General features: G+C 36.5%; 13 protein-coding genes. All 13 read right to left on the reverse strand.

Translation table 11 applies throughout. The annotated features are described in order from the left end of the window. Positions 1-3 precede the first annotated feature (3 nt). Entirely contained in the window at positions 4-2,751 is a 2,748-nt protein-coding gene (locus GON26_RS09700) for a hypothetical protein (protein ID WP_160374606.1), read from the reverse strand. Then, complete coding sequence (locus GON26_RS09705) at positions 2,739-5,912, reverse strand: baseplate J/gp47 family protein (protein WP_160374607.1); 3,174 nt, start codon at positions 5,910-5,912, stop codon at positions 2,739-2,741. Before GON26_RS09705 ends, GON26_RS09700 begins: the two co-directional genes overlap by 13 nt. Positions 5,913-5,923: 11 nt before the next feature. Then, positions 5,924-6,334 carry a GPW/gp25 family protein gene (locus GON26_RS09710; RefSeq protein ID WP_160374608.1) on the reverse strand — a complete coding sequence of 137 codons (411 nt, stop codon included), beginning with the start codon at positions 6,332-6,334 and terminating at the stop codon, positions 5,924-5,926. A 2-nt stretch (positions 6,335-6,336) separates the two neighbouring features. Next, a complete protein-coding gene (locus tag GON26_RS09715) occupies positions 6,337-6,627 on the reverse strand; it encodes a PAAR domain-containing protein (RefSeq protein ID WP_160374609.1) in 291 nt (96 codons plus the stop codon). A 5-nt stretch (positions 6,628-6,632) separates the two neighbouring features. After that, positions 6,633-8,378 (reverse strand): type VI secretion system tip protein VgrG, encoded by a 1,746-nt coding sequence (vgrG, locus tag GON26_RS09720; RefSeq protein ID WP_160374610.1) that lies wholly within the window; start codon positions 8,376-8,378, stop codon positions 6,633-6,635. Further along, positions 8,378-9,061, reverse strand: a complete 684-nt coding sequence (locus GON26_RS09725; RefSeq protein ID WP_160374611.1) for a CIS tube protein — start codon at positions 9,059-9,061, stop codon at positions 8,378-8,380. The genes vgrG and GON26_RS09725 overlap by 1 nt, the downstream gene beginning before the upstream one ends. A gap of 3 nt (positions 9,062-9,064) precedes the next feature. Further along, positions 9,065-9,223 (reverse strand): DUF5908 family protein, encoded by a 159-nt coding sequence (locus tag GON26_RS21560; RefSeq protein WP_202110859.1) that lies wholly within the window; start codon positions 9,221-9,223, stop codon positions 9,065-9,067. 2 nt (positions 9,224-9,225) lie between these two features. Next, a complete protein-coding gene (locus GON26_RS09730; RefSeq protein WP_160374612.1) occupies positions 9,226-9,672 on the reverse strand; it encodes a phage tail protein in 447 nt (148 codons plus the stop codon). Positions 9,673-9,674: 2 nt separating this feature from the next. Continuing rightward, positions 9,675-10,103, reverse strand: a complete 429-nt coding sequence (locus GON26_RS09735; RefSeq protein WP_160374613.1) for a phage tail protein — start codon at positions 10,101-10,103, stop codon at positions 9,675-9,677. 29 nt (positions 10,104-10,132) lie between these two features. Further along, a complete protein-coding gene (locus GON26_RS09740; protein ID WP_160374614.1) occupies positions 10,133-12,229 on the reverse strand; it encodes a phage tail sheath C-terminal domain-containing protein in 2,097 nt (698 codons plus the stop codon). Positions 12,230-12,250: 21 nt separating this feature from the next. After that, complete coding sequence (locus GON26_RS09745; protein ID WP_160374615.1) at positions 12,251-13,093, reverse strand: hypothetical protein; 843 nt, start codon at positions 13,091-13,093, stop codon at positions 12,251-12,253. Between the two features lie 2 nt (positions 13,094-13,095). Continuing rightward, on the reverse strand, positions 13,096-13,692 hold the full coding sequence (locus tag GON26_RS09750) for a DUF4255 domain-containing protein (protein WP_160374616.1): 597 nt from the start codon (positions 13,690-13,692) through the stop codon (positions 13,096-13,098). A gap of 540 nt (positions 13,693-14,232) precedes the next feature. Beyond that, positions 14,233-14,490 (reverse strand): hypothetical protein, encoded by a 258-nt coding sequence (locus GON26_RS09755; RefSeq protein WP_160374617.1) that lies wholly within the window; start codon positions 14,488-14,490, stop codon positions 14,233-14,235. Positions 14,491-14,634 lie beyond the last annotated feature (144 nt).

Consider the following 14,634-nt stretch of genomic DNA (forward strand, 5'->3'; position numbering starts at 1 on the left):
ATTTTATATTGTTCCTAAATTTGTTCTTCCTAATACTATTTTTCCTGAAATCTCTTCTTCTTCATCGATACAATTGTACAATGTGCCTGTAGGGTAAATAGAATTTAATTTTGATAATGATTTGATGAATTTTGGTAAAGCATTTTGTTTTTTTTGCGCTTTATCCAGCAGAAAATTTTTGAAATCTTTTTCGAAATCCAGTAAGTCATTGTCTTTGTTTATGAGGTGATCCTTTCGATATCCTATCCAGCAGATTTTACCCAAAATGTGAGACGGAATTTCCTGCCGGATTACGTTTTCGGCAAAATTCCTGAAATCAACATCAGCAAAACGATAGGTATATCCGGGTAAAACCACACTGATTTTGAACGAATACGGATTGGGAATACAGCAATCATCCGAGCAATCGTCCAGACATATCGGCATGTAATAACTCTCATCAACAGCTTCGTTTGCGTCGGGAACCAGCAGCAGATGTTCGACCAGAAAAATGCCTTCATCACTAAATTCTTCCTTAAAGAAAATAAGTAAATCGAGCATGGCTGTCTGTACTTGTTCTAAAGTTGGGTATAGTTTGTACTGGCGCGCAATGATTCTTTTCGGATTATCTATATCATCAACAAATTCAGGATTGATGATGTGAAAGGAATACTTATGAGTATCGGATTCAATCACTTCGAAAGTATCGATTACGGTATCTTTAAATGGAATTCCATTGTCTCTGTTTTCCAAAAGTTTTTCAAAAGCATGTTTAATTTCTTTCTCAGTGGTTTCGTAAATTTTCAGGATTGAAAGATACATTTCTGCAATTGCCGTTGATTGATTGACATAGTCTTCAGTTGCCGTCAGGATTATTTTATTGGCACTGTTGCGGATTCTCCATCTAAAAAGATTTGGATCTACTCCCGGACTTGGATCATAAATCTGTACAAATAAATTAGAGATATTTTTTCTTTTGATGCCTCTTTTGCCCGTAACCGGATTTTTATCGCCTTTGATGCCTAACAAACCGGCAATTCGGTTTTCGAGTCCTGTCACGTTAAATGTATTCCACAAATTGGTTACAGGCTGATTGAAATAATTAAATCCGCTGCCTCGCTGGCTGCTGATGGTATCGTAATTGATTAAAAAATCGGATTTGTTTTGCAGCACAATTTCATCAGAAGAAGCGCCATACAGCGATTTCATCAAAAAAGCATATTCTGCAAATCGTTCTGCAAATCGTGCAATCAGATGGTCTTTTATCTGGTTTTGTCTTTTGATGGTATCATCTAAATGACCCAACAGAAATTCGTCCCGTTTTTCTTCTGTTGAAGACAAATACTTTTCATTTACAATTTCATCAAAACCTGTCATGTCCGAAATTGTCTGAGTAAAATAAGTGCCCGCGAGCTCACTGTTTATCGAAAGCAGTTCTTTGATGTTGCTTAAATGTTTGAAATAACTGGCCAAAATCTGATCATAAAATAGCAGATAACCTTTGAGTTGTTTGGCTTTTGCTTTTCGTTCGGAACCAGCAGATTCTGACAGACCAATTTCGCCAATACCGTAATTTTCAGGAAAATTATTTGTAACACTGGTATAAAAATCAGTTTCGACAATTTTGCCTTTTGGGATGTTTATTTCTCTATTTTGAGCTGCTTTTTGTTGTGAATATGCCAGATCTTCTTTTAAATCCTCTAAATATTTTTTTGCTTTTACTTTATTGACCGTCACAGGCAAAACCCCTTTACTAAAGTTAAGTGTGCTTTTGCTGCAAAGACTTGGTTTTTTATTGGGCGGAATACAGATATTCCAGACACTTCCTTCCGTATCTATGGCTTCACAATTGTTGAGTGCGATATCCTTGATTACGGTTACACCTTCAATATTCATGATGATTTGCATAATGTCAGACAAGCGTACTTCGGTTTTTAAAGATGAATTTTCTAATTCTGTTGTATCAATAAATCCGTTTTCCAGAAATGGTCCTTCAAAAATCTGATCGCTGGAATAGCCTTTTGCAAACATTTCGTCTAACGAATAATATCGAATGGTGGGCGACAGGTATTTTTCGAGTTCTAAGGTGATTAAGGCGTGAATGTATTCTTCGTTGGCTTCCGGATGAATTTCGATCAAAGCACAAACGGCAATGGGCTGAATTTCAACCTCACGTATTTCTAAAATATCTTCGCAAAGGTTTCTGTTCTCGTGAAATTTCTCTATTATTTTAGCTTTAAGCAGCTTTTTCTGTGCGATGTTATTTTCGTCAAAATCGACCAGAATATTATAGTATCCCTTAATTTCAGATTCTTTGATAAAAGTATCCAGCGTGCCATCAAAATCTTCTTTTTTAAGTGAAATTTTCGCTTCCTTACAGTTGATGAATAATTTTTTACTGGTTTTTTGAAGCCAGCAGTTTTTGATTCTTTTCGGGTCGATATCAATTAAAATTTTTCGGTAATCAAGAGCTGTAACAGCCTGTGTTGGCAATATTTCAGAAGCGGTAAAAAACTGTTCGTCAATTGGAGTGGTATTATTACTTAATAAATCCTCAATAGGCAGATTGATTCGCATACCCAAATCGGTAATGGCATAACAAAGTACTTCCAGAATCGTAATTCCCGGATCGTGAGTGTTGTAATCGGTCCAAAACCGGCTTCCTAATGATTCGATGTATTCAATTCCTTTTTTTCGAAGGAAATCAAAACTCATGTCATCATTAGAACTGACGTTTTTAGGGATGCTGATATGTTGGTTTACAGTTGACATTCTTCTTGTGGTTCTATGGTTTTAACAGTACATTTTTTGATGTCGGTGCTGATGAAATGACTTTTTGCCGAAACTAAAATCGATTTTGGATTGGACGGAACCGCTACTTTATCAGACAAAGTGCCATTTTTTAGCAATTTTACATCCTCCAGGTAATCAACATAGCCTAATTTTTCGATGTAATTAATGAGCAAACTGGAATGAATGCTGACTCCAAAAGTAATCGGACTATTTTTGTCGAGAGCCCAGGGCGATAAAAACTTAATCATATCTGTATTGAGTTCCTGCATGTAGAAATTTTCATCGTAACCGGGTTTGAATTTTACTTTTAAGTCAACCGTAACTTCTTCATAATTAGGATTTATGACAAAAGTGCTTACCTGCAGCGAATTCAACTGATCGATATGATTTTTGACTTTGTTGAGCATGGCTGTACTTATCCGCGGCTGGTAAATATCGAATACGTTTTTGTTTACCGTGTCCGGAATGACAACCAGTGTTACATTTCCCGGTGATTGATACGATGTTTCGCTGGTATGATTCAGGCATTTTACTTTATACAATTCCGGAAATTTTTGCAGTATAATATGCTCATAATCCCACATGGTAACTGCCCGGTTTTTGTGTCGGAGACGTTCGCTGATTCTTCTGTAAAAATCCTCGTTGGCTTCTTCCGGTTTATAATCGAAGCTGTTGTAAGGCTGAGAAACCGATTTTACATTGCTTAGTCGCTGTAGCAGTTTAGAAATGCTTCCAGCCTCTAAACCCGATTTTAGATGCGATAAATCATTGGTATTATTTTCAAAAGTAGCCAAAACAGCCTGCGAATGAATGCCGATTATTTTGCAGACGACATCGTATTTTTTATGAATTTTGGCTTTAAGCCAAATAAAATTTTTAGGAAGTCTGGTGTTATTTTGAGTGGCTTCTTTGGGTAAATTGAATTTTAAAATCCCGGATTGCAAGAGGTTGTCAGTCTCATTCAGTAAAATATCCGAATGGTTCAGAATTCGCCATTCATTTTGGCCCAAAACCGACCATTCTATTTTTTGTTTTCCGGTAAAGGATGGCGTCACCGGATTTTCACTTCCTTCCAAAACCTGAAACAACAAGGTGATTTGTTCTAATTCCTTTACATTTTCCAGTCCAATAAATAATTCTCCGCCTTTGCAATAGGTAGGAAGCAAATAGGAATTGGTATCTGCTACATAATCCAGTTTTGATTTTAAATAGCCATGTTCTTCGGCATAGCCAAAGGGATGGATATGGAATAATTTTGCTTCGTTTTTAGTATAAACACTTTCAAAATTTTCTACTTCAGAAGTTGTAAAAAGAGTAGTTTCAGAAGCAGTATAATTCAGGATAAGATTTTCAACCAGCGGAGTGTAAGGTTCATTCGGTATTACCACATTTCGGTCTTCGCTGGAAAGCGCCAGAGCAAATGTTTTGGCATATAAATGATGTAAAAAGGAGCTAGCCAGTGTGAGTTTCAACTGCCCGTTTTTCTTCGTAATAAATTGATCGTTTTCTATTTCAAAGCTTGTTGTATAAGGAGCTGTAGTGGTAAATAAGGATCTGTCTTCAGGGTAATTCTTCCAGCTATTATTGTTTAATAAAGATAATTTATATTTAAAATAATCGTTGCCGTTTATGATTCCGCCAGTTTCTAAAAAGGCAGCACCATTAATGACACTAGTTTTAAAGTTATTCACACTAATAGTATTTACAGATGTAACTTTGTAGGCTTTATAATGTTCGACAAAATTGGCTGGAGTGTTTTTCCAAAGTATATCAACGTTTATTTTATCCCAGTTTTTAGAAAAGGCTTCATTGTATTTAATGTAAAAATTAGAACCCAATACAGGCTGAGTTGAAAACGGGAAAAATGGTTTTGCCGAATTGAGAATCCCATTATCATTCTCTAAAACGGCATTTGTAATATTTTGAACATCTATGTCTATCCTAATATTTTCTAATTGGTTCTGAGCTATTAATTTGTATAAATCATATCCATTGGTTTTTGTAATATCCAGGTAGCATTTTACGACAGGTAAATCAGTAGCGAATTCTTCACCATGTACTTTGGCATCATGAGCCGTAATAGCGTCTGCATTTTCATCCAAAAGAAAAGCAATTGTTATGATTTTTTTTTGTACCGAAGTGATGTAAGGATCTCCGGATTTTATTGGTAATGATGATGAAATATTAGAAACATCAAGCCATTTTTTGGCTGTCGTCAACTGAAGGCTTAAACATTCGATAAGGCTTTCAGAAGTTATACTACTCACATTCTCTTGAAAAGTTAAGCTCATCTGAACGGTACGTTTTCCTTCTGCCAGAGAAAGAATAGGAGAGGCAATGGCAAAACCCAGTACGGCGTTAGGTAATTCAGTTGGAAAACCAGCGTCATTTGTATAACCGAACGGCCACCATTGTGAATTATTTACATCTGGAAATGCTTTTCCTAATCCGTCATAAGAATTAGCTACCGGACTGGCGACTATTTTTTTTTCGCTGAGGTCGTTATAAATGTTTTTCAATGAAGAAACGACTGTTTTACTGGCTATTAATTCGTTGTTGGAATAATAATTTCGAGGTTTTCCAGAAGTGTCTTTACCACCGTCAAAACCGGTTTTGGATTCTATTTTTTCCTGAACAGCATTTTTGGCCAATTCAAAAATCAGATATACCTTATCAGGCGTGGCAGGTAATTTATCAATTTGTAAAACCTGATTGTAATAAAAATCAAGATGACGTTTGGTGAGGTTGTTGTATCTTTTTTTGCTGTTTTCTAATAGCATCAAAAAAGTCAGGAACAAGGTTAAATGCGGCGTAATGGCAAATTCTTTTTTGTTTTCGGCAATTAAATCTGTCAGTTCTTTTTTAACACGATCCAGCTTCATTTGGTTTTCTACGGATGGTTTTTCATCATTCAGTTTAAAAAAATCAAAAAAAGCTTTCCAGTCTCCTGATGGGGTTTCCGGATTCGAGGTTTCAAAATAATTTACATATTCAGAAAAATTATGAGCAAATAAAATCCAGTCGGTTATTTCAAAATCATTAAGGCGAATGTTTTCAGGTTGTAACGCGTTGATATAGCGTTGCTTTTGGTCGCTGCCATTAGAAGTCAAAACACTCACTATAGTCGTACAATTACTCATCTTTCCACAATTTATAAATTGGTTCCTTCTTGTTGGTAAAATGGATAAACCATATTTATTCTCGAATTAGTGGCGCGTACTTTAAAATCAATCAGTACTAATAATTCGCCACTTAAATCGTCTCCTTTTGTAATGTCAATTTTTTCAACGTCAATTCTGGGTTCGTGATACAGAATAGCCGTTTTAATCAGCTCTGAAACAAACGTTTTTAATGTCTGGTTCAAAGGATTAAACAAAAGTTCGTCCATATTACAGCCGTATTTGGGCTGCATGATACGCTCTCCAATTTTAGTTGAAAGCAAAATCTCCAGACTGCTTTTAATATCGCTTTCATCGGTCAGCATAGTTACAGCGCGGGTACTTTGTTTAAATTCAGGAGGAAAACTCCATCCAATACCTAAAAAATCTTGTTCTGGTTCCATAATTACCCAATTAAAACAGTTGCTAATCCAGCTACTATTGTGCCTCCGTGTGCAGTAGAATCTCCCATTCGTGCGGCTGGTTTTCCTCCAATCAAAACCGTTGCAGAACCACCGGCAATGGTATCGGGCGGACCCGTACAAACAGCCATGTCTCCTAAACATGCGGCTGGAACTCCACCAATTAATACGGTTGGAGAACCTGGAGGTAAAATGGGACCGCCCACATGAGGAACCGTTCCGGTAACCATTGGGCAAACGTGCATATCTGTAATTCTGGCGGCTGGTGCTCCCATAATTTTTAATTTATTTGTACGACACTTCCTTTTACAATCGCCGCAGCGGCAGATGACATTTCTGCACCTGCACTTCCTTCGGCTTTGAACATTGCTTTTGCTTTCAGTGAGACATTGGTTCCTTCAATGGTAACATCACCTGTAGCGATTAGCTCAATATTTCCGGCACTTTCCATTTTTATGCCACTGCTGTTGATGGTGATTACATTCGAATTTTCATCTTCAATTATAATGACTCCTTTGTCTTCATCGAGTGTTATTTTTTTGCCCGCTGGAGTTTCAATTCCGATGGATTTTTTTTCATCATCAAATAAAACTTTCATTTCACTTCGGGTTACAATTCCTTTTTGATGATTATCGTCGGAAGCTACTAGTGGAGCAGGTTTTCCGCTGCTGTGAAGCATTCCTAAAACAATGGCATTATTGGGGTCTTCGTTGACAAAACCGATGATCACTTCGTCTTCGATTTCAGGTCTGAAAAAAATGCCTCTGTTTTCTCCCGCATCCGGCGAGGCTACTCGACACCAAATGCCTTGTTCGGTATTATTAATTATCGGAATTTTTACCAAAATCCGGTCTTCGCCATTGGGGTCGCTTTCCAGTTGGGTCACAATTCCCACATGGAGTCCTTTTATGGCGGGTATAATTCCGGAACCTGTGGGTGTATGAATGTCAAAAGTTTCAGAAAACCATTCGGGGTTTAACCCAAATTGTGCATCAATGGTCCAGTTTCCTTCGGTTAATTCGTGAAAAACGCCTGTGATATACGCTTTTCCGTTAAAGCGGTCGCCAACACCTTCCAGCGTTATAATCGTGTTGGGTTTCACGGCCGGAATTCCCTGAAATTTAGCTCTTCCGCGGATTTTGGATAATTGCTGAAAAAATAATTTGGCATCCGCCCAATCCTGAAGTTCAACTTCGGTAATGGTGCCTCCGTGGCGTAATTCGAGATTTTTATGCTTGATTATTCCGGATAAATCAGAAGGAGCAAGATTCCCGTTCAGGCTTACAGCAGGATCTTTGGCTTCAATTTCGACCAATTCCTGATTGGTGTAATCCCAACTGTACGAAGACACTTTGGCGAATTGATTTCGGGCATCGATCTCGGCATCAAAATCAAGCAGAGTCGCTCCAAAAGTCACCGTTTCAACAGACGTTGCCTTTACGTTGGGTTTGCTGATGGTGATTTTACCATTTTCAACAAAACAAAGTTTTCCATTGGCCTGCGCTCTTGAAACAATAAAATCCCAGTCGGAAGTATTGTATTGCACCAATTCTTTATGGCTGAAATTGGTGGCTTCGATATCTTTTTTTAAACCGTAAGCATCAATAATTTCTTCGAATGCCTCGCTGTCTTTTACATCATAAAAATAGTTGCTCTTTCTTCCAATGGTAAGTTTTACCGCTTCGTCTTTACATTCGATAATCAGTAAAGAAGCATTGTTTTTTATTTTGATAGCGTGCTTGATGATAATACCTTTATAAATCGTTTCCTCATCATTATGATAACCTGCATTTATTTCGATTTTTTTACCCGGAATCAATAAATCTTCATTACTCAGTTTAAAATCCCTTTGAGCAGCTTCTCCGTCTGCCAAAACAATTTGGGCCATAGGAATCCGGTTTACTTCATTTTGTACCACTACACTTTTTACCTGATAGGTTTTAGACAATTCTTCCCCTTCAATTAAAATTTTAAGTGTTACTAAATCGGCACTTTTACTGGTTTGTATGACTCCGCTATTGTTCATCAGGATTGTTTTTGTAAGGGTGGAAAAAATAGTTTTTGTCCGGTTTTTAATTTTCTGAAATTCACAAGATTATTGACTTTGGCCACTTCCAGATAATATTTAGAATCGCCGTAGATATGAAAAGACATCAAAGGCAGTGTGTCGCCTTCTTTTACCGTTCTGTAATGTGTTAAATCTGGCGACTTATTGTTTTCTTTTGCCGCTCTCAAATTGTCTTCAACAAATCCCTGAAATTTTGCTTTTGCAATGGCTCTTATGGGTGTTCCGTCTGGTTTAAAGAGTTTGAATTCGATATTCATCTCCGTCAGGGAACCTTTAAAAAGCAAAGTTCCCCAGGAGATAATCAGATAATTGGGTTTGTGTTCGTCTCCATTGTAATCCAAAATCACTTTTTTGAATTTCTCAATATCATCGATGATACCATCCTTCGAACTTTCGAAACCGCTAATTACCCCGGAACGGTCAAAAACAAAATCGAGTTCCAGATTTTCAGGTAATTTTTTATTGAATTTCGGCGAAACCGTACTGGTTCCGGAAGCCTGAGTTTCATCGCTTTGAATTTTATAGTGATAGGTATATTTTTCAGGATTCATCAGGGTAGTAAATTTACCATCAGCAATCTTGTTGTTGAATTCCGGGTCACTATAAGCAACGACTTTTAGTTTTTCTAATTCTCCTGCCATGACTTAGCGTTCTTTTTTTCGTTCGATGATTTTCATTACTTGTGCAACACATTCAGCTACTGCATCTTCCTCTTTGCTTTTTTGAGCAGTGGCAGATGCAGTTGGTTTCGATCCTTCGTTCACGTTTATTTTAATGTGAAGCTCTTTTATTTCTATGGGCATGACTAGCTTTTTATTATGGTGAAATAATTATAGGTAAGCTCAAAGTTTTCTACAACGAGTTTACTTTCTTCGGCATTAAAATCTTCAACTCCCCACTTTACCGGATAGGCATGCACCACATTCCATGAAATCAAAGGCTGATGCTCGGCATTGAGCAGTTTGATGGTCAGGTTTACGGGTTTGAAAGAAAAGTTTTCGATGGCATCCCTGCACCAGTCAATCACAACAGAATCAATCAGTATTCCTCTTTTTAAAGTCAGGTTTGGATATTTTGTCTTTACAGGAAGTTTGTGTTTGAATCTATTTTCTCCACCTTCGGCAATTTCTTCGGTTTCAATATCAACAGACAAACCGGAAACCGATTGAAACTGATGGTCTTTTTCTTTCGAACCAAGACCTTCAAATTCAACTAAAAAATGAAAACCTACCGGTGGATAATAGTTAGCCATGACTAGTCATTTTGGATGGATAAACCTTCATGAACCAATTCCATTGATTCGATAGCTACTTCATTTCCATCAGCTTTTAAATCAGTTGACTGAATTTTGGTAGGCCAGGCATTTTTTACTTTCCAGATGATCACAGGTTCGTGCTCTTCGTTAAGTAATTTGATGGTAATATCCCTTCTTTCTATGGTGTTTAGTTTTACCGTGTTCCACCAGTTGTAATACTCATTATCACTTTTAAAAGTGCCTCTTTTGAGTGTGATGTTAGAGAATTTCTGCATGCCCGGCATTTTAATTTTGCTGTATTCCGGACTTGCTCCCTGACGGTATTCAATAACTTCAGTTTCGACGTCTAATCCGGAAACTTCTGTAAAACCTATTTTTGTTCCCCCCCAGTCAACTGAGAAATGAAACTTTGGTAGCGGATAACTCATGATTATATTTTTTTAATGTTGTTATTTAATTAAGATTCCTGCATTTTGTGAGAGAAACGCAGAATAATGAATTCTGCCGGACGAACTACTGCGAGTCCTATTTCGACAATCATTCGGCCTTCCAGAATATCTAAAGCAGACATGGTTTGGCCTAAGCCAATTCTAACATAAAAGGCCTGTTCAGGTTTGGCTCCGGCCAATGCTCCTGCTCTCCATTGCAGAATGAGGAAATTCTCGATCATCGCTCTAACCCTAATCCAGGTATTGGCATCGTTGGGCTCAAATACAAATTGCTCGGTTGCTTTTTTGATGGATTCTTCGGCCATATTAAAGAAACGTCTCACCGGAACATAACGCCATTCGTTATCATTCCCGGCCAATGTTCTGGATCCCCAAACCAGGGTTCCTTTGCCCGTAAAACTTCTGATTGCATTGATAGATTTACCGGCAACAGTATCAATATTCAGGTTGTCCTGAATGGTGTTGGTTATCTTAACGGTTGGTTTTATAACATAATTCAGACTCACATTCGCAGGAGCTTTCCATACGCCTCGGTCTTTATCGACTCTCGCATATACTCCGGCAATGGCAGAACTAGGAGGAAGGGTTATCGACAGATTGTAAATTTCAGTAAGAATTTTATTGTAAGTCGCGTTATCCATAGCTTCCAGCGTGCTTAGTTTTCTTCCGTTAAGGACGCCATTATTGACATCTTTTCCATCAACAGATTTAATAGCATTTAAGAGTGAAGTCAGGTTTGCATCTATAGCCGAGAAGCTATTGGTAAGTCCGGAAATCCCGGTCTGAGCGTTCAAAGGAGTATAATTGACCAGTTTTTTTAGTTCTTTATCAAAACTGATATCATCTGTTTGAATAATTTTCAGCAGTTTGGCTGTTGCATTTTCGTCCTGTATTTTTTTCTTTAGTGTTTTTAAGTTTTTATATACAGAATCAATTTTATTTGCAGCAGTAAAATTTAGATTAAAAGCCGTCAGCGTACTGGAGATAGTTCCCGCAATAACCATATTTTCGTCTGATATTGTGCTGATGGCTGCATTAGCTTCTTCGTTTAGCGTGTTTTTCAAAAGTGTTAATTCTTCTAAAGTACCCAGCAAACCGTCCAGATTAGTTAAAAAAGCTGTTTTTTTGTCAGCATTGCTAACAAAGGTTCCATCCAGATCAAAACCAGTTGCATCATTACTATAAAGTTGTAAAAGCAAATCACTTACCTGACCGGCGATTTCTCCGGGAGCTGGTATTTCAGCCAACTTGGTTACGGTTGCATTGATTCCGGTAGTTGGATTTTCAATAAGCACCAGTCCTGCAGCAATCTGATCGTAGGCTTTTGCCGTATAGGAAAAATGTTTTAATATAATTTTGCTGGTATCAAAAGCATAGTCTAATATGGTTTCCAGGTGTGGATAATAAACAGCTCCGTACTTAATAGTATCTTTTTCAGAACTGATTTTATCTCTTAAATCATCTATATTAGTATCGGTTGGACTTGATTCATCATAATTTAACGTGTCAATTAAGGTGAATCTGTCCTGAAGATTTTTGCATTGCGTCAAGGCATTGTTGTACAATCCGTAGAAATCAGTCGTGTTTATCGAAGCTACTTTTGTGGCGTCTGGAAATAAAATGAGGGTGGGTTCGTCTATTTTTTCTAATTCTAATAAACCATTATTCAGCGCTATACTATTGTTGATAGTAGTAACCGCAGTATCCTCTTCATCCAAATCATTGCCATAACGACCTACCGAAACAATATAACAGGGACCGCCGCCATTTGCAAAAAACAACTGCATCGAATAATACATCAAAAAAGGCTGTCTGGAAGTAGGTTGATCTACGATAATAGATCGGGTGTCACCACTATCACCTAAAACATCATTAATGGTAACACTAATAGTGGTTTCTGGTTTTGCATAGCCAAAAAAGCGTTCGTATTCTAAGAGAGAAGTAATTCTGGTGGGTTTCAGTTTCAAATCTCCATTAATTTTGTTCGTAGCTTTTTCAGTATAGCCAATAAAAGCGGGAATCGCTGTTTCTACCTGGGCAACTGAAGGAGGGAATTTTACGATTTCCTCAACATATACCCCGGGTGTTTTGTAAGTTGTTGCCATGATTAATTGTTTTTTTAATTATTAAATAAATATTTCCGAATAGTAATCACCATTGATTTTTGTTATTGATTTTACGGATGGATTAGGATAATGACTGTTAACCGGTTCTGGAGGCGTAAAATCGGTAAGGGGATCAATTTCGACAAAACCAGAAAGGGTTAAAGGTTTTGCAGCATTGGTTTCAATTTCGGATGTTGCTTTCCGGTTGATGTATTTCCAAAGTGTTTTTCGATTATCAAAATGAATTTTAAAATTGGGACTCAGTATTTTTCCCAAATCGTTTATAATATTTCCAGCAGCATTGTCGCCCTGAAGGTTTAGGGAAATAATCCCAAAAACACCTTGTTTTTCCGAAGGCTGAAGTGCCGAAAGTAATTCGGCAGTAGTTTCTTCGGATACTAAATACGCATTGGAAATGAGTTTGTTGTCCTCTATTTTCGGAAGGTATTCAAATGTAATCGGCTCTTTTAGAGGCTTGATATTGCTAAATAACAATACCTGACTAAAAGCAAAGTCTAAGTCGGTATAATTCACAAATTGATAGTCTTTGATGCTGATTAAAAATTTTAAGTTCAGATTAGCAGGAATTTTGATAAAAGGATCAGTTTCATCAGTATCTTTAACTTTTATGTAAATACTAAAACCTGTTTTGGTTTTTTTGTATGACATCCTGTGGTTTTGTAATGCCGTATGCGTTTCCAGAGTTGGGGTTATAGTCGAAAAAACATCGGTACTGTATTTTTGCAGCATTTTTTCTTTCCCTACAGTCGGCATACTCTGAAAAGTTTCCACACCATTATTCAAAAAATAATTATGAAAAAGTGTTACTTCAAACAACAATCCGTATGTAAGATTAAAACCCATGATTACTCTCTTTTTTTCGTTAAACCTTTGTAAGTACTGATGAGTTGCCCTTCGCCTTGCGCAATATTGCGTTCAATTTGTATCATGCTCACTTTGTATAAAGCCGATGGGAGTTGTTTACCGCCCAGTGTACCCCAGATATAATTCAGTTCTTCAAAAGTGGGCGTATAGAGCTCTACCGAAAACCTGAAGTTGTCAATATTGGCCATAGCCACATTATTTCGGTTGTAAATGGTATTGGCTTGGGTAAATAATTTTTTTGACTGAAAAAAAGCAATGATTTTCGAAATATCATTCAGCGAGTTGATATAGGCATTTCTGTTGGCGCTAAAAAGCAAGTACAGATTTAGATTGATGACATTGTTTTTATAAATCGTTTTATCTTTTTCGATAACATGATTAGGAAAGTTTTTTAAAGTAGTTTCCTCGTCTAAATTGATCAAGGTAAGAGCGACTTTATCATCTAAATTACCGGATACAGTATCGTTTTGAGACTCTAAAAAAGCAATATTTTCAGCCACAATTGATTTTTCTAACCCAATTTCTTCGAGATAGTTGTTTACCTGTTCTGTAATTATCTGAATAACTTCAAAAATCATCTTGTGATACCTTTACTATATTCTACATTCTAACTGGTTTGATTACCTTGAGTTTATTGCATACAATTCTGCTTAAAGAAATTAGCTTCAAGGTGTAGATTGAAAAATAGAAGAGAAGGGGCTCCAGATTTTGTTTTTAAACTTGTGATAAAAAGGAGGCTTATAGAATTGTCGAAGTTATAAAAATGAATACCTATCAAAACAGGGGAAAAATACCCTTTTTTTAACCGTGTAAATACCTGTATTTTAAGTGTTTAACATTGATTTTGTTTTGATTTTATTTTAAAAAAATATGCCAGAATTTATGAAAGCGGTTAGAGTTTTTATAAATGAAAAAAGAACTCGTTCCCCATTTAGATTTGGGTTGAAAGGAAAAATTATCCAATTTGAATTTACTTAAATGTGATGGTTTAAAGAAACTTCTTTAATCTGTCAAGGTATTGATAATCTTAAATCTGTAGATTTTTGGAATAAAAAAAATCGGTTCTAAATCACTTTAAAACCGATTTTTTATCTGTATGGATGGGTTACACTTTACTATTATTTTTCCGGATCTAAATTATCAACCGCAGAAATCTGGTCTAATATATTGGTTTGGTTAGGCGAAATGTAGTTTTTGGTTTCGGTTGTATTTTCTTTCTTAAAAAGAATATCTAATGCGTTGTATAATTTTAATAAAACATCTCTGTCTTCTTTTTCAATCTCTAAGGCAGTATTAAAATTAAAAACATAATTATTCGAATTGCGTACTTCTACTTTTATGGTTTTCGATGTGATTTTAAATTTAACTATATCCATTGGTATAAATTACTTAGTTTGAAAAGACTGTTTTAGAATCAGTTATCTTCGTTTTTTTACGCTTTTAATATTTATGCAAATTATCGTTTTTTTTAGCAGAAAACCAAGCTTAAGAGAATTGATTTTAATGTGAATTTTTGGCTG

Source organism: Flavobacterium hydrocarbonoxydans, assembly GCF_009789235.1.
Lineage (GTDB): Bacteria > Bacteroidota > Bacteroidia > Flavobacteriales > Flavobacteriaceae > Flavobacterium > Flavobacterium hydrocarbonoxydans.

What these genes read in the sequence shown, in the direction of transcription:
- GON26_RS09755 (WP_160374617.1), bottom strand. Translation starts at nt 14,490, where the DNA reads ATGGATATAGTTAAATTTAAAATCACATCGAAAACCATAAAAGTAGAA.
- GON26_RS09700 (WP_160374606.1), bottom strand. Translation starts at nt 2,751, where the DNA reads ATGTCAACTGTAAACCAACATATCAGCATCCCTAAAAACGTCAGTTCT.
- GON26_RS09715 (WP_160374609.1), bottom strand. Translation starts at nt 6,627, where the DNA reads ATGGGAGCACCAGCCGCCAGAATTACAGATATGCACGTTTGCCCAATG.
- GON26_RS09750 (WP_160374616.1), bottom strand. Translation starts at nt 13,692, where the DNA reads ATGATTTTTGAAGTTATTCAGATAATTACAGAACAGGTAAACAACTAT.
- GON26_RS09730 (WP_160374612.1), bottom strand. Translation starts at nt 9,672, where the DNA reads ATGGCTAACTATTATCCACCGGTAGGTTTTCATTTTTTAGTTGAATTT.
- GON26_RS09725 (WP_160374611.1), bottom strand. Translation starts at nt 9,061, where the DNA reads ATGGCAGGAGAATTAGAAAAACTAAAAGTCGTTGCTTATAGTGACCCG.
- GON26_RS09740 (WP_160374614.1), bottom strand. Translation starts at nt 12,229, where the DNA reads ATGGCAACAACTTACAAAACACCCGGGGTATATGTTGAGGAAATCGTA.
- GON26_RS09705 (WP_160374607.1), bottom strand. Translation starts at nt 5,912, where the DNA reads ATGAGTAATTGTACGACTATAGTGAGTGTTTTGACTTCTAATGGCAGC.
- GON26_RS21560 (WP_202110859.1), bottom strand. Translation starts at nt 9,223, where the DNA reads ATGCCCATAGAAATAAAAGAGCTTCACATTAAAATAAACGTGAACGAA.
- GON26_RS09735 (WP_160374613.1), bottom strand. Translation starts at nt 10,103, where the DNA reads ATGAGTTATCCGCTACCAAAGTTTCATTTCTCAGTTGACTGGGGGGGA.
- GON26_RS09745 (WP_160374615.1), bottom strand. Translation starts at nt 13,093, where the DNA reads ATGGGTTTTAATCTTACATACGGATTGTTGTTTGAAGTAACACTTTTT.
- vgrG (WP_160374610.1), bottom strand. Translation starts at nt 8,378, where the DNA reads ATGAACAATAGCGGAGTCATACAAACCAGTAAAAGTGCCGATTTAGTA.
- GON26_RS09710 (WP_160374608.1), bottom strand. Translation starts at nt 6,334, where the DNA reads ATGGAACCAGAACAAGATTTTTTAGGTATTGGATGGAGTTTTCCTCCT.